This window comes from Pseudarthrobacter sp. NS4, from assembly GCF_024758005.1.
Classification (GTDB): Bacteria; Actinomycetota; Actinomycetes; order Actinomycetales; family Micrococcaceae; genus Arthrobacter.
The window spans coordinates 1,941,510-1,961,139 of record NZ_CP103288.1 but is presented as its reverse complement, the minus strand read 5'-3'; the positions used below and the strand labels follow the sequence as shown (position 1 = coordinate 1,961,139).

The 19,630-nt window shown below is 65.6% G+C and carries 16 protein-coding genes and 1 pseudogene; 10 read left to right on the top strand and 7 right to left on the bottom strand.

Annotation, left to right across the window (positions count from 1 at the left end; all coding sequences use genetic code 11):
* Window positions 1-37: 37 nt before the first annotated feature.
* Both NXY83_RS09215 and NXY83_RS09210 read left to right on the top strand, forming a co-directional pair.
* Window positions 38-733 carry a DUF1440 domain-containing protein gene (locus tag NXY83_RS09215; protein ID WP_258805783.1) on the top strand — a complete coding sequence of 232 codons (696 nt, stop codon included), beginning with the start codon at window positions 38-40 and terminating at the stop codon, window positions 731-733.
* Window positions 734-805: 72 nt separating this feature from the next.
* Entirely contained in the window at window positions 806-1,252 is a 447-nt protein-coding gene (locus NXY83_RS09210) for an SDR family NAD(P)-dependent oxidoreductase (RefSeq protein ID WP_258805782.1), read from the top strand.
* Window positions 1,253-1,920: 668 nt separating this feature from the next.
* Here the strand turns inward: NXY83_RS09210 and NXY83_RS09205 are convergent.
* Window positions 1,921-2,619, bottom strand: coding sequence for a maleylpyruvate isomerase family mycothiol-dependent enzyme (locus NXY83_RS09205; protein ID WP_258805781.1), 699 nt, complete (start codon window positions 2,617-2,619; stop codon window positions 1,921-1,923).
* A gap of 223 nt (window positions 2,620-2,842) precedes the next feature.
* Here NXY83_RS09205 and NXY83_RS09200 point away from each other — a divergent pair, with 223 nt between their 5' ends.
* From NXY83_RS09200 to catC, 4 genes are all read left to right on the top strand, one after another.
* On the top strand, window positions 2,843-4,228 hold the full coding sequence (locus tag NXY83_RS09200; RefSeq protein ID WP_258805780.1) for an MFS transporter: 1,386 nt from the start codon (window positions 2,843-2,845) through the stop codon (window positions 4,226-4,228).
* Window positions 4,229-4,355: 127 nt separating this feature from the next.
* Entirely contained in the window at window positions 4,356-5,276 is a 921-nt protein-coding gene (locus NXY83_RS09195) for a LysR substrate-binding domain-containing protein (RefSeq protein ID WP_258805779.1), read from the top strand.
* Entirely contained in the window at window positions 5,273-6,376 is a 1,104-nt protein-coding gene (locus tag NXY83_RS09190; protein WP_258805778.1) for a mandelate racemase/muconate lactonizing enzyme family protein, read from the top strand. Before NXY83_RS09195 ends, NXY83_RS09190 begins: the two co-directional genes overlap by 4 nt.
* Window positions 6,377-6,403: 27 nt before the next feature.
* Entirely contained in the window at window positions 6,404-6,682 is a 279-nt protein-coding gene (gene catC, locus NXY83_RS09185; protein ID WP_258805777.1) for a muconolactone Delta-isomerase, read from the top strand.
* A 29-nt stretch (window positions 6,683-6,711) separates the two neighbouring features.
* On the opposite strand, the gene NXY83_RS09180 is transcribed toward catC, so the two are convergent.
* From NXY83_RS09180 to benA, 5 genes are all read right to left on the bottom strand, one after another.
* The gene (locus NXY83_RS09180) at window positions 6,712-9,543 is read right to left on the bottom strand and encodes an AAA family ATPase (protein ID WP_258805776.1); all 2,832 of its coding nucleotides are present in this window, start codon (window positions 9,541-9,543) and stop codon (window positions 6,712-6,714) included.
* Between the two features lie 54 nt (window positions 9,544-9,597).
* A complete protein-coding gene (locus NXY83_RS09175) occupies window positions 9,598-10,425 on the bottom strand; it encodes a 1,6-dihydroxycyclohexa-2,4-diene-1-carboxylate dehydrogenase (RefSeq protein ID WP_258805775.1) in 828 nt (275 codons plus the stop codon).
* Window positions 10,425-11,996 carry a benzoate 1,2-dioxygenase electron transfer component BenC gene (gene benC / locus NXY83_RS09170; protein ID WP_258805774.1) on the bottom strand — a complete coding sequence of 524 codons (1,572 nt, stop codon included), beginning with the start codon at window positions 11,994-11,996 and terminating at the stop codon, window positions 10,425-10,427. The genes NXY83_RS09175 and benC overlap by 1 nt, the downstream gene beginning before the upstream one ends.
* Window positions 11,997-12,066: 70 nt before the next feature.
* Window positions 12,067-12,603, bottom strand: coding sequence for a benzoate 1,2-dioxygenase small subunit (gene benB / locus NXY83_RS09165; protein WP_258805773.1), 537 nt, complete (start codon window positions 12,601-12,603; stop codon window positions 12,067-12,069).
* Window positions 12,604-12,638: 35 nt separating this feature from the next.
* Window positions 12,639-14,024, bottom strand: coding sequence for a benzoate 1,2-dioxygenase large subunit (gene benA / locus NXY83_RS09160; RefSeq protein ID WP_258805772.1), 1,386 nt, complete (start codon window positions 14,022-14,024; stop codon window positions 12,639-12,641).
* A gap of 325 nt (window positions 14,025-14,349) precedes the next feature.
* Between benA and catA the strand changes: the two genes are divergently transcribed.
* Both catA and NXY83_RS09150 read left to right on the top strand, forming a co-directional pair.
* Window positions 14,350-15,234, top strand: coding sequence for a catechol 1,2-dioxygenase (gene catA / locus NXY83_RS09155; protein ID WP_258805771.1), 885 nt, complete (start codon window positions 14,350-14,352; stop codon window positions 15,232-15,234).
* 111 nt (window positions 15,235-15,345) lie between these two features.
* The gene (locus NXY83_RS09150; RefSeq protein WP_258805770.1) at window positions 15,346-16,671 is read left to right on the top strand and encodes a benzoate/H(+) symporter BenE family transporter; all 1,326 of its coding nucleotides are present in this window, start codon (window positions 15,346-15,348) and stop codon (window positions 16,669-16,671) included.
* A gap of 642 nt (window positions 16,672-17,313) precedes the next feature.
* Here NXY83_RS09150 and NXY83_RS09145 read toward each other — a convergent pair.
* A complete protein-coding gene (locus NXY83_RS09145) occupies window positions 17,314-18,063 on the bottom strand; it encodes a lytic transglycosylase domain-containing protein (RefSeq protein ID WP_258805769.1) in 750 nt (249 codons plus the stop codon).
* 439 nt (window positions 18,064-18,502) lie between these two features.
* Between NXY83_RS09145 and NXY83_RS21055 the strand changes: the two are divergent.
* Window positions 18,503-18,790 (top strand): annotated as a pseudogene (locus NXY83_RS21055) (DUF4192 family protein); the annotation flags it as partial.
* A gap of 242 nt (window positions 18,791-19,032) precedes the next feature.
* Window positions 19,033-19,533, top strand: a complete 501-nt coding sequence (locus NXY83_RS21050; RefSeq protein WP_397427578.1) for a DUF4192 family protein — start codon at window positions 19,033-19,035, stop codon at window positions 19,531-19,533.
* Window positions 19,534-19,630 lie beyond the last annotated feature (97 nt).

The following is a 19,630-nucleotide window of genomic DNA, read 5'->3' as shown; positions in this document are numbered from 1 at the left end:
GACGGAAGTTTGCCCGAACCATTGAAAGGATCCCTCGATGACACATCCCACGACAGCCGAAAACCTGCCAGAGGGCCGCACAGCCTCCCCGCAGTCCTCCGGGAACGGGCACCTGGACGACTCTCCCGTCCCGGTCAGCACTGCTCCCGCCCAGCAGATACACCAACCACAGCCCAGCGTTGCTCTGGATATGCTGCTCGGCGCAGTAGCCGGCGCGGCCGGTGTGTGGGCGATGGACCGCGTCGGATGGTTTCTGTACAACCATGAAGACCCGGACGCGGTTGTGCGCGAACTGCAGGCCCGCAAGGGCGGGACCGATGTCGAGTACACCGATGCTGAGAAGGAGGCACTGGACCGGCAGCGACAGGCGCAGCCGGCAGGAAAGGACGTCGCCCACGTCGGAGTCGAGAAACTAGCCGCTCTCAGCGGCATCAACGTTCACACCGGCCAACCAAACCCTTCGGGCGTTGCCCTGCACTACGCGCTGGGCATTCTGCCCGGAGCGCTGCACGCCGTTGTCCGAAGGAAAGTACCGGTCATGCAGGCGGGCGGAGGTGCCCTGTACGGTTTTGGCCTGTTTGTGATCAACGATGAAGTGGTCGCCCCTGCACTGGGGCTGGCCTCAGGGCCAACGGAATACCCCTGGCAGGCACACGCAAGGGGCGCGGTAACCCACGTGGTCCTCGGGGTGGTCACCGAAAGCCTGCTGCGGTTGTTCGACCGTGTCCGCTAACTATCACCCCGCAGGGGCTGCCCACCTTCGGCAAAGCCGGTGAAACCGGGAAAACGCGCTGCACCCGGAGCCGTGGTGGTGATCACCGGTGCCTCCAGCGGCATTGGCCGGGCCAGCGCTCATGCGTTCGCGAAGGACGGTGCCCGGCTCGTTCTCGCCGCCCGCAGCACAGAAACCCTGCAAGAAGTAGCCACCGAATGCGCCGAGGACGGGGCGCAGGTCATCACCGTGCCGACCGATGTCAGTCAGGAGTCCGAGGTAGAAGACCTCGTGCGCGCAGCAGTCGAAGCGTTCGGCCGCATCGACGTCTGTGTCGCCAATGCCTCCGTCTACAGTTACGGAACCTTCGAAACCACACCGCCCCAGGTGTTCCGCCAGATCATCGAAACAAACCTTTTCGGACCCGTCCACACCGCCCGCGCGGTGCTGCCGCACTTCCACAATCAGCGCCAGGGAACGCTGATCATTACGGATCGGTCTACTCCAAAATCACCTCGCCATACGTCTCCCCCTACGTGACCAGCAAATTCGGGCTGCTCGGTTTCACGGAAGTACTGCGCCAGGAGTTATGAACGGCCAAGGACATCCACACCTGCCTGGTCCTGCCGACAACAATCGACACGCCCATCTACCAGCACGCCGCGAACTACACCCGCAAGCCCGTCCACCCGCTACCCCCCGTTGTCTCCCACACAGAGTCGCCAAGGCGATACTACGGATTTCGAAACGGCCACGGCCGGTAACAGTGGTCGGTCAAATCCAGGGAACCTTCATCCCGATACACAGCCTCTTTCCACGGCTCTATGACCAATGCATCAACCCAGTCATGAACACCCTCGCACTACGTAAAGGCATGACAGCACCTTCAAACGGCATAGTCTTCACCCCGAATCCCTGGAGTTGACACTGTCAACAGGCCCACCTCACCGATTCAACCCCTTGAGACAACGACCGCGCTTCCGGAAGCGGACACGAACGCTTTTCACAACCATATGGGCTTTCCCTTGCTCGACAACGCCGTGTCATGCCCCTTGCCAGGTTGGTTGAGTCATCGGACCAGGACTTTGACGACCGGGTGGTGCGGGCGGCCGAAGGAATCGCAGAAGCGGTGGAGCAAGGAAAATACTCCCGCCGGACTATGCAGGTCCCTCGACGGGATGCCGCTGGAGCCGTTCGTGCCGGCCGGCTCACCAGCGCGGCAGTGCCGGCACCGAGCCCTCCGCCTCGATATGCGCGGCATCACCGCGCGCCAGCCACTGGAGCAGGCCCTCACGGTCGGACTCAACGCGCAGCGCGCCGTTGCCGATAACCCACTGGTCGCGTTCCTCGGTGACCAGGGTCATGCCTGGCACATCCCAGGCACCCAGCGAACGAACTACGGCCTCGAGGGAATCCAGCAACGAGTCCGGATCGGCTTCCTCGATGGTCCAGGCCGTGTCCAGGTCATGGTGGTGCACCACCACTTCCGCGATCCGGAGCGCCACGATGGACGTTGCCGGAAGTGGACCGCCGTTAACCTTGACTTCCGGAGCAACGAGTGTGCCGGCCAGCCGCTGCGCCTGCTCGGCGAAGTGTTTGGCCGAGGCACGCAACTCCTCCAGCAATTCCTCCCGAGGCAGCGCTGCCAAGGCGGAGATGGCACCGGCGCGGGCTTCGGGCGAGGCGTAAAGCCGGCGCTCTTCTCCCGTGGCGGCCCAGTCGATGAGTTCGACCAGCGCACGGCAATTGGCGGCGACGTGGGCAATCACGTGCGCCCTGGACCATCTGTCGCACAGCGACGGGCCGGCCATTTCGTCGTCCGACAAGGACGCGACGGTGGCAAGGAACATGTCGGTTTCCCGGCCCAGGCGGGACAGGTCGGAATGAAGGCGTGCGGGAGTGGTCATTGCGCCAGCCTAGCGGCAGGCCGGTGAGGTGTCATCTATATTTACTCTTCCATCTAAACGTCTTATTCATTCGAAATAAGTACACAGAGACCCCCGGGCGGAACCCTGGGTAGTTACCTCATATGTCCCGTGTCACACACCTGTCAGGCTGAAAGGAACCCGGAAACGGCCGCTGGCCCAGAGTCGTGCCAGCGCATGCAATCACCCCTGAGAGGACCCGGACATGACACAACCGCACGCGGTTATCGCTGAAAATCCACAAAAGGAGGCCCGCACCGCCAACTGGGTGGCCTTCATCATCTGCACGGCCCTGCTCTTTGACGGTTACGACCTGGTCATCTACGGCACCGTCCTGCCGGGCCTCCTCGCCGATCCCGGCCAGATCGGAAAGTTCGACCTGGCCACCGCCGGGCTCCTGGGCTCCTGGGCCCTTATCGGCGTGCTGGTGGGATCACTGATCTGCGGCGCCGTGGGCGACTTCTTCGGCCGTCGCCGGCTGATGCTGCTGGGCATCGCCTGGTTCTCGGTGGGCATGTTCGTCACGGCGTTAACCACCACCTTGCCGGCCTTCGGCGCCATGCGCTTCATCACCGGCCTGGGCCTGGGCGTGGTCATCGCCAGCGCCGGCGCCACCATGGCCGAGTTCGCTCCGGCCGGGCGCCGCCAGTTCTACAACGCCATCGTGTACTCCGGCGTTCCGGCCGGCGGCGTGCTCGCCTCCATCATGGGCATCATGTTCCACGACAGCCTCGGCTGGCGCGGCCTCTTCATCATCGGCGCGCTTCCGCTGGTCATCCTGCTCCCCATCGCGTGGCGGAAACTCCCCGAGTCTCCCCGCTGGCTGCTGTCCCGCGGCCGGGAAGAGGAAGCCCTCGCCGCTGCGGAGCGCACGGGCGTGCCGCTCCTCGAAGAGCGCGTCATCCTGGAAACGGGCGCGGCGCCGCAGAAGTCCGGGTTCGCCGCCGTCTTCTCGAGGCAGTTCGCGCTGGCTTCGGTCCTGCTGGGGCTCATGTCCTTCTGCGGCCTGCTCCTTACCTACGGCCTCAACACCTGGCTGCCCAGAATCATGGAGGGCTACGGCTACGGCCGGACCTACTCCCTGTTCTTCCCGCTGGCACTGAACCTCGGCGCAGTGGCGGGAGGCCTGATCGCCTCCCGGCTGGCTGACAAGAGCGGCCCGCAACGGGTTATCGCCACGACATTCGGTCTTGCCACGGTCTCGCTGGTACTCATGACCTTCAACTTCCCGCTGCCCGTCCTCTTCACCTTCATCGCCGTGGCCGGCGTGGGAACGCTGGGGACCCAGGTGCTGATCTACGGATTCCAGTCCAACTACTTCACCACCAATGCCCGCGCGGCCGGCGTGGCCTGGTGCGCCAGCGTGGGCCGGCTGGGCGGCGTGCTTGGTCCGATCATCGGCGGCTGGCTGGCGGCTGCGGGGATCGGCGGCTCCACGGCCTTCTACATCTACGGCGGCGTGGCGCTCCTGGGCGGCCTGGTGACCGTCCTGGTCCCGCACCAGCGCAAGCTCGAGGAAGCCGAACACCAGGTCGAAGAGATCGCCGGGCACCGCACCGAAGCGAACGTGGCGGCCAAGCAGCCCCAGTAGCGCACAGCGGTCTGCCCTGAACGTCATTGAGTCGAAGAAATGCACTAGTAAGTACTTTTAGGGTTATTCTTTGAATCAATAGTCGTCCAGGGCCGACCCTTGGCAGGGCGCGTGGGAGGGCAGCACAGTGGACATCCGGCAGCTGAACTATTTCATTGCGGTGGCGGAAGAACGGCACTTCGGCAGGGCGGCCAAACGCCTCCACATGGCCCAGCCGCCCCTCTCCCAGCAGATCCGCCAGCTCGAGGAACAGCTGGGGGTCCGGCTGCTTAACCGCACCACCCGCCGCGTGGACCTCACCGCGGCCGGCGAACTCCTGCTGGACCGCGGGCGGCAGATCGTCAATGACATGGAAACCCTGAAGGCGGACGTGTACCAGGTGGGCAAGGGAGCCACGGGCGTCCTTCGGGTCGGCTTCTCGGGATCGGCCACCTACGGCGTGATGCCGCAGATCGCGCGCCTGGCCAAGCAGATGCTGCCGGGTCTGTCGCTGGCATTGAATGGCGAGATGCTTACCCCGTCCATGGAAGCCGGGCTCCGGGACGGTACGCTGGATGCCGCGCTCCTCCGCCCGCCCGTCGCCTCCCAGGAGATCGACTACCGCGTCGTCGACCAGGAACCGCTCGTCGTCGCAGTCCCCTCGTTCAGCGCCCTGGCCGAGGACAAGCCGGTGGCGATGCACGAACTCCAGGACCAGGACTTCATCAGCTATGCACCCGAATCCGTCCTGTACCGCATCACCTCGGACCTCTGCCGCCAGGCCGGCTTCCAGCCGCGCATCACCCAGGTGGTAGGTGAAACCTCCACCATGCTCGCCTTCGTGGCCGCCGGGGGCGGGGTGGCAGTCATGCCGTCCCGGGTCCGGGCTTTCCAGCTCGACGGCGTCGCTTACCGGGAGATCGAAAACGCACCTCCCGTGGAACTCGCCGTGGCCTGGCTCCGCGGCCACCGCTCCGCCCTGCTGCACAACTTCCTGGACGTCGTCGTGGCGGCCACCGCGCCAGGGCATGAACCGCTTCCCACTGACGAAAGGTTTTCCCCTTCATGAAAATCGCAGCCATTGAGGCGATTCCCTACTCGATCCCCTACCGCCACCCGCTGCATTTCGCCTCCGGGTCCGTCCACGAAGCCGACCATGTGCTGGTCCGCCTCCGCACGGACGACGGCGTGGTGGGCATCGCGGACACCCCGCCGCGTCCGTACACCTACGGTGAGACGCAAAAGTCCATCGTCGCGGTGGTGCAGGACGTGTTCGCTCCGCAACTGATCGGCGTCGACATCTTTGACCGGGAGAAGATCCAGGAGATCCTCTACCGGACCATCCACAACCAGACCGCCAAGGGCGCCGTGGATATCGCTGTGTGGGACGTCATCGGCAAGACGCTGGGACAGCCCGTCACCAAACTGCTGGGCGGCTACACCGACTCACTGCGGGTCTCCCACATGCTCGGCTTCAAGCCAGCGCAGGAACTGCTCGCCCTGGCCCTGGAGTTCCGCGAAACCTACGGCATCAACACGTTCAAGCTGAAGACCGGCCGCCGCCCCATCCACCTGGACATAGACGCGGCACGCGTGCTGCGCGAGGGCCTCGGCCAGAACGCCGAACTGTACATGGACGCCAACCGGGGCTGGTCCGCGAACGAGGCCGCCGAAGTGCTCCGCCGCACCGCGGACCTGGGCCTGCAGTTCCTTGAGGAACCGGATGACGCCCGCGAAATCCTGGGCCGCCGCCGGCTGGTGGCCAACTCCCCCATCCCCATCGCAGCGGATGAATCCGCCCCCAACCTCGGCGAAGCCGCCAAGGAAATCCTCAACGGCGGGGCCAACCTGCTGGCGGTCAAGACGGCCCGCTCCGGGTTCACCGAGGCCGCCAAGATCGTGGGAATGGCCGAGGGGATGGGCATCGACGTCTACATCGGCAACCAGATCGACACCCAGGTGGGCACCGTGGCTTCCGTGGTGTTTGGCGCCGCCTTCGCCCACACCGCCAAGCGCGCCGCGGAACTGTCCAACTACCTGGACATGACGGACGACCTGCTGGCCGAACCGCTGCAGATCATCGACGGGCGCATCCGCGTCCCCGAAGGCCCCGGCGTGGGCACCGGGGTGAACGACGAAAAGCTCGAGCGCTACCGCCGCGACCGCTAAGCCACCCCTTCCACGAAAGGAAACCCAGTGAAGTACCTGGTCCACATGGACGTGAAACTGCCGGCAGACCTGCCCGCCTCCGAGGCGGCCGGGATCAAGGCGAAGGAGAAGGCCTACTCGCAGGAACTGCAGTGCTCGGGGAAGTGGCCGGAAATCTGGCGCGTGGTGGGTGAATACGCCAACTATTCGATCTTCGACGTTGACTCCAACGACGAACTCCACGACATCCTGCAGAACCTTCCATTGTTCCCGTACATGGAGATCTCGGTGGTGCCGCTGGCCAAGCATCCCTCCGACGTCAAGTAGGGACCCGAACCAAAAACGCCGCGTTCCGGTCAGTCCTTGGCCCGGAACGCGGCGGCTAGTTCGCTGCGGGAGCGGATGCCCATCTTCCGGTAGAGCCGCGTGAGGTGGTACTGCACGGTCTTCTCCGCGAGGAACAGGGCGCGGGCGGCCTCCTTGTTGGTGGCACCCCCGGCCACGAGCTCGGCCACCGCCTGCTCCTGCGCCGTGAGCTGGATGTGATGGTCCCGGGCGGCGGTGAGCACCGTGTCGGAAGGGTCGGGGAAATTTCCGACGTCGAGACCGGTCGCCTTGAGTTCCCTGTCGCAGCGCTCCACATAGGTGGCCGCGCCCAATGAGTCGTAGAGGTCCCTCGCCGCACGCAGCACCGAAGACGCCAGCCGCCGCTTCCCGGCGCGGCGCATGCTCTGCCCGAAGGCAAAACTGATCCGGGCCCGCAGGTAGGGCCGGTTGAGCCCGCGGAGGTGGCCCAGGGCGGCCTCGAAATGCGCCCGGGCCGCGTCGGGGTCCCCCTGGGCCGCGAGCAGCCGGCCCCGCGCCCACGCCATCCGTGCCATGTCCGACGGGATTTCGCGCTCGCGCCGCAGCCCCTCGAAGGACGTCAGGAATGCTTCAGCGGTATCCAGCTGATCCGTCATTACCAAGGCGTTGACGTACGTGTCCTGCCACGGCCAAAAGGACACGCGGTCCTCGGTCCACGGGTCCAGCTCGGTCAGTGGCTGCAGCACGGCCAGGGCGCTCTCATAGTCAGCGCGCGCCTCGTGGAACCGGGCCCGCGCCAGGCTGGCCGGCACCTGCATTGCCCGGTAGGTGCCCGGCTGGACCGCGGCCTGCGAAACGTAGTAGCGGGCACGGTCCCAGTCCCCTCGCATGGACCAGAGCTCGGCCGCGGTCCAGTACAGCAGAGGCCGGATCAGGGGCATCCGGGAAGTTTCCAGGCGGACACTGGAACGGGCTATGGTGGCCGCAGCGGCGTCCCAGTTTCCGAGGACCAGGTGCGTGCGGGCCAGCCATGCCTCGGCCCACAGGGAAATCCGCAACGACCCGCCCCGGTACTCGGTGGGGGCCGCCGACTCAAAGTTCGCCAGGGCCGATTCGACGTTGTCCATCCTCAGCGCCAGCCAGCCGGCACCCATCTGCACGCGCTGTTTCTGCGCATTCTCGGCGGCGTGGCCGAACGCGCGCTGGTACGAGGCCTCTGCCTCCCCCAGACGGCCCCTGGCATACAGACCCAGGCCATAGATGGCTTCCGACTCGACATGGGCGGGCGTTCCGGGCTCGGTCAGCGACATGGCACGTTCCGCCCAGCCGGTGATCATCGGCCCGTCCCAGGATGCCACCCCGTGCAGGACAAAACGCTGCGCCACCTGGGCTGCCGCCTTGGGTTCGCGCTCCGGGTTGCTGGTGCGCCACGCCATTTCCAGCTGGCTTTGGGCGCTGTCGTTCTGGCCGGACACGGTGGACAGGTAGCCCAGCACGGAGGAGCGCAGCGGCGAGGGAGGCAGGGCGTCGACGGCGGCGGACCAGGTCTGCGCCTCGGCAACATTGCCGGCCCCCACCAGGGCGTCGACTGCGCGCAGGAGCCGGTCGTTGCGCGACCGGATGTCCAACGACAGGCGGGACGCGGAAAACAATGCCGTCGCCACGTCCTGCCATGCCCCCACGGCCGCTTGGCGGTTGGCAAAATCCTCGAGTTCTTCGGCGAGCGCCTGGTCCGCGGCGGGCGTTGCCGAGACCCAGTGCCCCAGCTTTTCGCCCTCCGGCTCCACGGCCTCCGCGGCCAGGCGGTGCAGCGCGATGCGGCGGCTGGGAACGATCTGCTCGTAAATCGCTTCGGCGGTGCCGGGTTCAACGAACACGACGGCGGAGCGCGCCTGGTCCACGGACAGCCGCAGGAGGCCGGCGCGGTGTCCTTCGTCCAGGGCTTCGAGGACGGACTCCACTCCGCTGACGGAGGCTACTTCCGACAGCCCCGCACTGCGGCCCAGCACGGACGCGGCTTCGGCGACGGCGACGAGTCCGGGCGAGGCGGCATCCAGGACGCTGTGCACCCTGGCGCGCAGCCGGGAGGTGGGCGGCAGCGACGGGAACCAGGCCAGCCAGGTTTCCGCGGGCAGCTCGCGCAGCAGCTCTACCACGGGCTGCGGCAGGCCGCCCGTGTGCCGGACCAGCCCGTGCGCCGCGGTGACGCTGAGGTCGATGCCGTGCAGGCGCCGGGCCACTTCCTGGACCTGCTGCGCGGTGAACGGCTCCATCGGGATCCGGACCACCTGGTGCCCGGTCAGGAAATCCAGGACGCCGGCGGGGATGCGTGGCGCATCCGCGGGGTTCAGCGTGAGCAGGAAAAGGATCCGCTTGCCATGCAGCCGGCGCATGACGAACGTGAGGATGCGCAGGCTTTCCACGTCCAGCTTGTGGACGTCGTCGACGGCGACCACCACGCTTCCGTGTGACTGCAGCCCTTCGAGGTGGGTGCTCAGCGTCGACGCGTAATTGACCACCTGGTCCGCACTCAGGGCGGCGACGGGCGTCGCCGGAAGGTGCGGACCGCCGTCGTACGCCTTTGCCGAACGCAGCGGCGAGGTGAGCATGAGCTGGGAGTATCCGGCGAGCGCGAACTGCGCTTCCCACTCATCGCCCATGGCAGAGAGGACGCCGACGCCGCGCGCGCCCGTGCGGCAATGCTCCAGGAAGGACTCCAGCACGGCGGTTTTTCCGCAACCCGAGGGGCCGGTGAGGACCACGGTGGCCACCTTGCCCTTGCGGACCGTGCGGACGATTTCCAGGAGCTCCCCGAACACCGCATCGCGGCCTACCAGCGGCGAATCCGCACCGATATCGCCCTGGGCGGACCTCGCAGTCATGGCCGCAAGTCTACCGGAGCTGCCTGCCCGCCCCTTCCGGCGGGGGTCCACGGGCTACCCCAGGTCCCCGCCGGCCACCGGGAGGATGCTGCCGGTGAGGTAGGACGCTTCGTCGGAGGCGAGGAAGACGATGGGCGCGGCCTGCTCGTCAAGGGTGCCGTAGCGCTTCATGAAGGACGATTCCACGGTCTGGTCCACGATCACCTGGTACCAGGCCTTCTCGGTGGCGGATTGGGCTTCCGGCCCGCGCTTGACCTTCCGCGGCGGCGCCTCGGTGCCGCCCGGCGCGGTGGCGACTACGCGGATGCCCCGGCCAGCCACCTCCATGGCCAAGGCCTGGGTCAGGGCGTTGACGCCGCCCTTTGCCGCGGCGTACGGGACGCGGTGCATGCCGCGGGTGGCCACCGAGGACACGTTGACGATGGTCCCCGACTCCTGTTCCAGCATCGCCGGCAGCACCGCCCGGCAGCTCCAGAGGGTAGGGAATAGCGAGCGGCGGATCTCCTTCTCGATCTTGTCCTCGTCGTATTCCTCGTAGGGGCGTGCCCAGATGGTGCCGCCCACATTGTTGACCAGGACATCCACGCGTGCGTGGGCGGCCAGCGCTGCCTTGACGGCCTGTGTAGCACCGGCGAAGGTCTCCAGGTCCGCAGCGACGGACGTGGCCGAGCCCCCGGAACCGGAGGCCTTGGCGGCTTCTTCGATGGCGCGGGCCACGTCGTGGACCAGTTCCGCGCGGTCCACCAGGACCACTGCCCCGCCTTCAGCGCCGATGCGTTCGGCCACTTTCCGGCCGATCCCCTGGGCTGCACCGGTGACGACGGCGACCTTGCCGCCGAACCTGCCGGGGGTCACGAATTGCCCGGCGTACGGCGCTGCCATCAGAGGGCGGCCTTGGCGTCGATGGCGCCGGCCATGGTGTCCTTCGCGTCGTGAGCGTGCGCGGTGATAACGGCGCGGAGGCTGTCCTTGTCACCTCGTTCGAAGGCGTCCACGATGTCCAGGTGGTCCTGGGTGACCCGCGCGAAGATCGGCGTTCCGGCTTCGAGGACCGCGGCCATCTGGGCGTGCACATCCAGGCGGCGGTAGGACTCCAGCAGCATGGGGTTGTCGCAGACCATGAAGAGGTACTCGTGGAATTCCTCGTTGGTGCGCGCGAACTCCTCGGGATCCCTGATGCTCCCGCCGTCCACTGACGCCGTAGTAGCTTCGGCGAGCCGGCGGAACTGGCGCAGCTGCTCCTCGCTGAGCCGGCCCAGCAGCAGTTCACTGACCGCCAACTCCAGGCCCATGCGGGCGTCGAGCTGGACGAAGCTGTCCTCCTTGCGGAAATCCAGCCGGCCGGTCTCCAGCGAGGACACTGCCTCGCCGCGGCTCATCGTGTCGCCTTCGGCCTGGATCTTCTCGGCCGGCGCCGGGACTCCGGTCTCGGCGTCGCCTCCGGTGGTCTCCTTCGGCGCGAACCGCTCGAAGTAGAAGTTGGCAGGCTGGATGCCTTCGGTGTCCAGCCACTTGGAGACGGCATTGACCATGGGGGGCGGGCCGCAAAGGTAGATGTCCACGTCGCCTTCGCTAAGGTGCTTCGGTTCGATGATCTGGGTGACGTAGCCGGTGTGCGGGGCGGAGGTACCGGGCTCGGAGGCGATGTAATCCCAGGTGAAGCCGGGCAGCTTAGCCTCGTAGGCACGCAGCCAGTCCAGGCCCACGATGTCCGCCTCGCGGGTGAGGCCGTAAATGAGGTGGACCGGGGTGGACGGCGGGTTTTCGGAGAGCTTTTCCAGGATGGACAGGAGCGGGGCCAGGCCGGTGCCGCCGGCCAGAAGCAGCAGGGGCCGCTTGGGCTCCCGCAGGAAGAACGATCCGTAGGGGCCGGTGAAGTCGATCGAGTCGCCTACTGCGGCGCGGTCGCGCAGGTACTCGGACATGGCGCCCTGCGGGGTGACACGGACCATGAAGGACGTGTCCTGCACCTCGGGGCCGCTGCTGAAGGAGTAGGAGCGCTCGGCGTCGGTCCCGGGGACCTTGAGGTTGACGTACTGGCCGGGAAGGAACGCCAGTGCGTCCCGGTTGTCCACCTCAAGGGTGAAGGACACCGTGGAGTCCGTGTGCCGGTTGAGCTCCTTGATGGTGGAGCTGAAGGTGGCCGCCGCCGTCTTGGCCGACTCCGACGTGGCCGGGATCTGGATGGCCAGGTCCGATTCCGGGACGGCCTGGCAGGTCAGCAGGTAGCCCTTTTCGAGCTCCTCTTCGGTCATGGCGTCGTCGATGTAGTCGCCCGGGTCGAAGGAACCGGAATCGCAGAACGCCTTGCAGGTGCCGCAGGCGCCGTCGCGGCAGTCTGACGGAATGTTGATGCGCGCCTTGTAGGCCGCGTCCATGACGGTCTCATAGTCGCCGACCTTGATGACTTTGGTGACGCCGTCTTCGAAGCTGAGGGCTACTTTGTGGCCCATGGGGTCCTCCTGACTGGGCGGGCGCGTCGTCGCGTCCCGGGGAAAAGTTGTGGCATGCCCTGCGGGCAGGTCAGATCATGTAGACGTCCACCACGTGGTGGATGTAGTCGTTCTTCAGGACTACCTTCTTCTTCAGGATCACCGGCTCCGGGCCGGAAAGGTCGATCGTGTAGTAGCTGGTGCCGAAGTACGTGTCCGTCGTGTTGTAGCGGAAGTAGAGCGTGAACCAGTTGAAGCGCACCTCGACCCGGCCGCAGTCGTTCGCCAAAACCTCAACGTCCGTGATGTTGTGCCCCGTGCGCGGCTCGGGGAGGGAGGTGGCCGAAGACCGGTCGGTCTTGATCCGGAACACCCGGTCCTCGATGCCGCCGCGGTTGTCGTAGTAGATAAGGGAGATCTCGTTCTGCGGGTCCTGCGTCAGCTGGTCATCCACGTCCCAGGCCGGCATCCAGAATTCGGAGTCGGGGTGGTAGCACTCGAGCCACTCATCGAACTGGCGGTCGTCCAGCAGACGGGCTTCCCGGTAAAGGAACGCCCGGACGGTTTCGAGGGTTGCAATCTCCTCCGCGGCCTTGAGGACCGGGGCGGTTTGGGTCAGGTTGGTCATGGGTTCTGCGCTCTCTCTGGTTCCGGTGGGCTCTGTCAGGCGGAGACGGGGACACAGTCCGGCGCGGAACGCTCCTCTTCCTCCGCCAGGGCACGGTCCATGACTTCCTTCCAGTACCCGTGCTGGATGGGGTAGAGCCCTTCGTCTTCGGTGCGCACGCCGGAGGCGATGACCCTGGTCATGCCCAGGGCCTGGGCCTGCTCGTCCGGACCGGCGATCTCGTGGGTGGAGCCGCGGGTCATGTCGTTCCACGGGGCGCTGGTGGCCCAGTAGGTCTTGTTGCAGGAGCGGAATTCCTCCAAATCGTCCGGCGTGGCCATGCCGGTGGCGTTGAAGAAGTCCTCGTACTGCCGGATGCGCTTGGAGCGGTTCTCCTGGGACTCGCCCTTGGGAGCGATGCAGTAGATCGTCACCTCGGTCTGGTCCGCGGAAATCGGCCGGAAGTGGCGGATCTGCGAGGAGAACTGGTCCATGATGTACACGTTCGGGTACAGGCACAGGTTGCGCGAGATGTTGATCATGAAGTTGGCCATCTCCTCGCCGTACTTCTGGACCAGTTCCTCGCGGCGGTCCCAGAGCGGGCGGTCCTCGGGGTTGGTCCATTCCTGCCACAGCAGCAGGTGCCCGTGGTCGTAGGAGTAGAAGCCCCCCTTGACCTTGCCCCATTTGCCGGCGTCCATGGCCTTGGTCGTGTTGGCGGAGTCACCGGCGCTGCGGCGGGCGGTGGTGGCGGCGTAGTTCCAGTGCACGGCCGTGACGTGGTAGCCGTCGGCGCCGTTCTCCGCCTGGACTTTCCAGTTGCCGTCGTAGGTGTAGGTGGAGGAACCGCGCAGCACCTCCAGGCCGTCGGGTGACTGGTCAACGATCGAGTCGATCACCTTGGTGGCGTCGCCCAGGTGCTCCTCGAGCGGAAGCACGTCAGCCTTCAGCGAGCCGAACAGGAAGCCGCGGTAGGACTCGAAGCGGGCCACCTTGGTGAGGTCGTGCGAGCCTTCCTTGTTGAAGGTCTCGGGGTAGCCGGCGTTCCGGGAGTCCTTGACCTTCAGCAGCTCGCCGGAGTTCTTGAACGTCCAGCCGTGGAACGGGCAGGTGAAGGTGGTGCGGTTGTCCGTCTTGCGGCGGCACAGCATGGCGCCGCGGTGCGAACAGGCGTTGACGATGCAGTTGAGCTTCTCGTCCTTGTCCCGGGTGATCATCACCGGGGTGCGGCCGATGTAAGTGGTGAAGTAGTCACCCACGTTGGGGATCTGGGACTCATGGGCCAGGTACACCCAGTTGCCTTCGAAGATGTGCTTCATCTCGAGCTCGAAGATCTCCTGGTCGGTGAAGATTTCGCGCTTGGCCCGGATGATGCCGTTCTCACGGTCGTCTATCACGGCGTCGGCAAGGACCTCGCGGGCATGGATCAGGTTCTCGGTCATGGCGTGCTCCCTCATTGGAGATTGCTGGACGGAAGGGCGGGAGGTCCTGGCTGGCGATGCCGGCGGTGGACGTTAGAGGCAATTCTTCCCCCTCGTGACTGGTCTCACATCCGGCAAACACCTAGGGTCGACCAAGGGTGCTTTTATGTCCCAATAATGACTAGAAACCAGCCTTATCAATATTTGTTTCGTCATTATCTTCGGACCTACGATGAGACAGACATCACGCGACGCCACGGACGGCAGGTTCTCCTGTGCCAGCGTCCCGCGGCGGGTACAGGAGACCTTCCTGGCCCCAATTTCAACGACGAAGGTGGAGACCGCCATGACTGAGACCCAGCTGGATACCCGGAACGAGAAAGAGGGCACTGCCGTTGAAGCCGGATCGAAGGCCACCGAGCGCTTCGCCGCTTCCGGTAAGCTCTCGGAACTGACGGTGCCCAAGGAGCGCGTGAGCCTGCTGGCCGGGGCGCTCATCAAGGCCGCCAATGACATCGTCGTTGAGCACCAGGTCACCTACGAGGAATACAACGCGCTGAAGGCGTGGCTGATCAAGGTAGGCACCGACGGCGAGTGGCCGCTGTTCCTGGACGTGTGGCTGGAGCACACGGTGGAAGACGTCAACTCCCAGGACCGTCCCGGCACGAGGGGCACCATCGAGGGCCCGTACTACGTACCCGGCTCTCCGGAGCTTGCGACGCCGGCCACTGTCCTCATGCGCGACGGGGAAGAGGGCACCCCCCTGCGCTTCACCGGCCAGTTCACGGACACCAACGGCAATGCCCTCCAGGGTGCGCAGGTGGAGATCTGGCACGCGGACGCCGCCGGCTTCTACTCGCAGTACGCCCCGGGCCTGCCGGAGTGGCTCTTCCGGGCCACGGTCAAGGCCGACGACGAAGGCCGTTTCGAAATCAACACCATGCGCCCGGCGCCGTACCAGATCCCCACGGACGGCGCCTGCGGTCAGCTCATTGAGGCGGCCGGCTGGCACGCCTGGCGTCCGGCCCACATCCACATCAAGGTGTCGGCACCCGGCTACCAGCCCGTCACCCAGCAGCTCTACTTCCCGGGTGACCCGCACAACGCAGACGACATCGCCTCGGCCGTCAAGCCTGAACTGATGCTGGACCCCAAACCCCGCACGGATGGTGGAGCCGGCGAGGACGCTGTGTACAACTACGTCCTCGCCAAGGAAGGCGAGACCAAGTAGGACTTTTGCCCCTGCTTGCCTGAGGCCGGTGCCAGGTCCCGGCAACCCAGGCGCCCCGGAGCTGCATCTCCGGGGTGCCTGCCTTTTCTGACCACGCAGCCAGGAGCCCGGATGCCCACTTTCCGCCAGGACCCAGCCACCCAACCCGAGACCGCAGCAGCGCCCGTCCCCCATGAGCCGGCGCCCGGGCTGGCGGCCGCTGAGATGCCGCCTGCGCAGCAACCGCTCCTGGAACGGCCCGGAGCCCGTCCAGCCGGACCACGCCGTTTCCTCCGGGACGTAGCCCCGACCTACCTTTCCAACGGCGCCATTGGCCTGGTCTTCACGGCTTCCGGGCCCATCGCCGTCACCCTCGCCGTCGGGGCAGCGGGCGGGCTGAGCCAGGACCAGCTCGCCTCGTGGGTTTTCGGGATCATGTTCTCCGGCGGTGCCGCGACACTGATTATGTCGCTGCTGTACCGGCAGCCATTGGCGTTCGCCTGGTCGATTCCCGGCACGGTACTGCTCGGGCCGTCGCTGCAGCACCTTTCCTTTGCGGAGGTGGTGGGCACGTTCTTCACTGCCGGCCTGCTCATCCTGGCACTGGGCGCCACCGGAGTGGTCCGTCGGATCATGGCGACGATCCCCCTGCCGATCGTCATGGCCATGGTCGCCGCCGTGTTCCTCCGCTTCGGCACGGACATCGTCTCCTCAAGCCAAGCCAACCCGGCCGTCGCGGCCCCGATGGTGGGCGCGTTCCTGCTCCTGACCGCCCTGCCGGCCCTGGGGAAATTCCTTCCCCCCGTTCTGGGGACGCTGGTGGCCGGTTGCCTGGCGGTGGCGGTCAGCGGGCAGTTTGTTCCCGCGGAGCCGGGACCCCTCCTGGCCGCCCCGGTCTTCACCCCTCCGGTGTTCACGTGGGCGTCGCAGCTGGAGCTGGTGGTTCCCCTGGCCTTGACGGTGCTGTTCGTCCAGAATGGCCAGGGCATCGCCGTGCTTCGGACGGCCGGACACCGGCCGCCCGTGAACGTTTTCGCCATCGTTTCCGGCGCGTTCTCCTTGCTGAACGCCGGCTTCGGCGCGGTATCGGCTTGCGTGACGGGCCCTACGAACGCCCTGTTGACGTCGTCGGGAGTTAAAGAACGGCAGTACACAGCAGCGGTGACCTATGGTTGCCTCGCCCTGCTCTTCGCAGCCCTGGCCCCCACCCTGACCCGGCTGATGCTTGCCACGCCCAGGGAATTCGTCCTGGTCCTGGGCGGAATTGCGATGCTGCGCGCACTCCAGCAGGCATTCGTGACCGCCTTCTCCTCCACCTTTACGCTGGGCGCGCTGGTGACCTTCGTGGTGACCATCTCCGGCCTGGACCTGTTCAGCATCCACGCAGCCTTCTGCGGCCTGGTCATCGGTTACGCCGCCTCGCAGCTGCTGGAGCGTCCGGACCATGCAGGATCGTAAAAAGCGGACCGGTGAGTTTTTACGAAGCCAGATAATCGCCCCAGCGGCACCACAACTGGCCCGTCCCGGAGCAGGATTCCTGCGCGCCTTTTGCAGGCTCTCCCGAAACTGCCCGGTGAAGGCAGCTCAAGGGCTTCACCCCAGAAGTCGTCTCGAAGCCTTGCGATATGAGGCGTCTCGCCGGCTGAACGAGCGCGATGACGGTATCGCCTAAATTTTCGTTGAGTCGTGCGAGTTCCTGCCTGGCTGGCAATTCTCGTAGCAACTCGGTAGCGGACGCCGGTGCCTCCAAGCGAGCCCGCGTGCTTCTGCCCGAACGTCACTGATGCAACTTCACAAGCAGCTGAATGAGCCTTTAATCACAAGAGCAGGACGGCGTCAAGCTTTGTCAACACGCAGCGAACAAAAACCGTCTGACCTGCGGAAACACTGTGCCCGAGGTGGGACTCGAACTGCATTCCAGCCCTTGAAAAACACTGGGGACCCGCGAAAACATGCGGAATCCTGAGCAGTCCGGCGGCTGTAAAGCCCAGTCCGAGGTCGGAAGTGTGGACACTGTCCACACTCTTTTTGGCCTACCGCGAAGGCGCTGGATTAACACTTGGGCGGGGACACACCCGCAACAGCCCGACCGCTGACTGCTTACCTGGTGCCAGCCTTTGCTGCGTAGGCCGTGGCCTGGTCACGCACTTGCCGGATATAGGCATCGGACTGGTTGTAGGCGTAGATCGCGTCGGTCCACCCGCCCGCGGTTGTGAGGTCACGGCCGCCGGCACACAGATAAGTCGCCGCACTAAGGGCGGCATCATCGACATTGAACGGATCCGCCGTTCCATCCCCGTTCCCGTCCCGCCCTACGAGCTGCCACGTGGAAGGAATGAACTGCATCGGTCCCACAGCACGGTCCCAGCGGGTATCCCCGTCCAGGGCGCCCGCGTCCGTGTCGGCGATAGCGGCGAATCCGGCACCGTTCAGGACCGGGCCCACAACCGGGCGGCTCACCTGCCCCGCGGCTGTCAGGCTGCCGCCGCCGTATGTCCCGTGTGCTGTTTCGACGAAACCAACGGCCGCCACAGTGTTCCAACCGATCCCGCACGCCGGAGCAGTAGCATTCACGGTCACAGCCGCGGCAACATACGCCCGCAGCGCGCGTTCAGGGATTCCGGTCTGCCCTGCAGTCCAAACAACCCACTGGGCGTCCGGGTTTCTGGTGACGTTCACGGCGGCGGTCATACCGGAGGACAGCATTTCGAGCTCCGCCTCCGCACGCGGCGGTGGAGAAAAGGCACGACGGACGTCCACGCCAGGTTGCCCAAGCGCCCAGAACAATGACGCGGTGGTGACACAAACCGCAAACAGGATAAGGACCACGAGGCGTCTGAGACGAAGCATCGACTAATCAAACCATCCAAAGCCCCCTACCGTTGATACCCGACTTAGGCGGGCACTTCGGTTACTCCTACCCGGCGACTCAGGGAACGGACTCCCCTGCGGCGTGACATCTCATCCTCCGCAGAAGTCATGCTGCCTGATCCCAGTACCCCGATGAATGAGCAAAAGCTTTATGACTGCTTGTCATTCTGATATGCCCCATGATCGCTGGGCGGGTCCTCCACGCAACCAGGGCGCTACCGCGCCGACCCCGGAACCGGAAACTTCATCACCAGAACAGTGATGCCTTGCCTCCAGCTGAAGTTTTCGCCCCGGCGCCGGTTCCCCAAGTTGCACTCCGGCCCCTCAACCCAGCGGGTGGTCCCCTACCAGAACGACGCCCACAACCAACAACCGCACAACAACACGGAAGAACCAGGGTGAAGGGAACCACGGGATCTTGGAAAAGCTCACGATCAAAACACCATCAGATGTACTCAGCTTCATCGGCCACACCCTGGGCTTCTGGCCGCAGGAAAGCCTGGTCTGCATCACCCTGAACGAGAACAGCATCGGCGCGACCCTGCGCATCGATCTCCCCCGCCAACCCGGGCAGGAACTCCCCTACGCACGCACCGTCGCCCACTATCTCACCAGCGACACCAACGCCACATCCATCCTCTTCGCCGTCTACACCAGCGAAACCGCCCACCCCGGACAGGCCAGGCCGCACGCCGGCACCATCGCCGCGCTCACCGGGGTCCTCGCCGAACAGGGCATCACCATCCGGGACGGACTCTTCGTCGGAGACGAAACCTCCCCCTACGACGGCGACCCCGGCACCAGCCTCGCCCTGCCCGTCAGCTCAACCGAGACCAGTGCGATCAACGCCGAATTCATCTACCGGGGCAGCTCCATCGAACCAACCGATCGGATCACCCTCCCAACCACCAGCCAGGAAAAACGAAAGCGGCCGCCGTCGAACATCACATGGAAACCATCAGGACCCAGCCCATCGACTCCGCTCTGCAGCAGGGCAGGAAACTCTGGTCAAACATGCTCGACTCCAGAACCTTCCCGAACGACGACGACTGCCATGCCCTGGTCGCCAACCTGCAATTCCCGGCAATCCGCGACCGGCTCATCGCAGACATCCCCGGAGTGGACGAACCTATGCAGCAGATCCTGTTCGCCCAAACTGAAGCCGCCCCGAGGTGGTCACGCATCGAGTGGGCACAGCAACTGCTCCTGCACGCCTACACCCGCACCAGCCCCGAACACTCCGCACCGGTCCTCACGGCCATCGGCTACATCAACTGGTGGGAAGGCAAAGGCAGCAAAGCCCACCAATTCCTCCAACTAGCACTCGACACCGACCCCGCCTACCGCCTCGCCCGCCTCAGCGACCAAATGATCGGCTCCGGCCTCATCGCCGGCTGGAACATGAACAAAAACACCGCCTACAAAACACTGCCCTTCGACCTGCCCTGAGGAACCCAAAGCTCGAACTGCCAGAGCAAGGCTTGGCCCCAAGTCAACGGCGAACACCGCCACCGCCAACAACCATTACCGCTAAGCAGCCACTCCA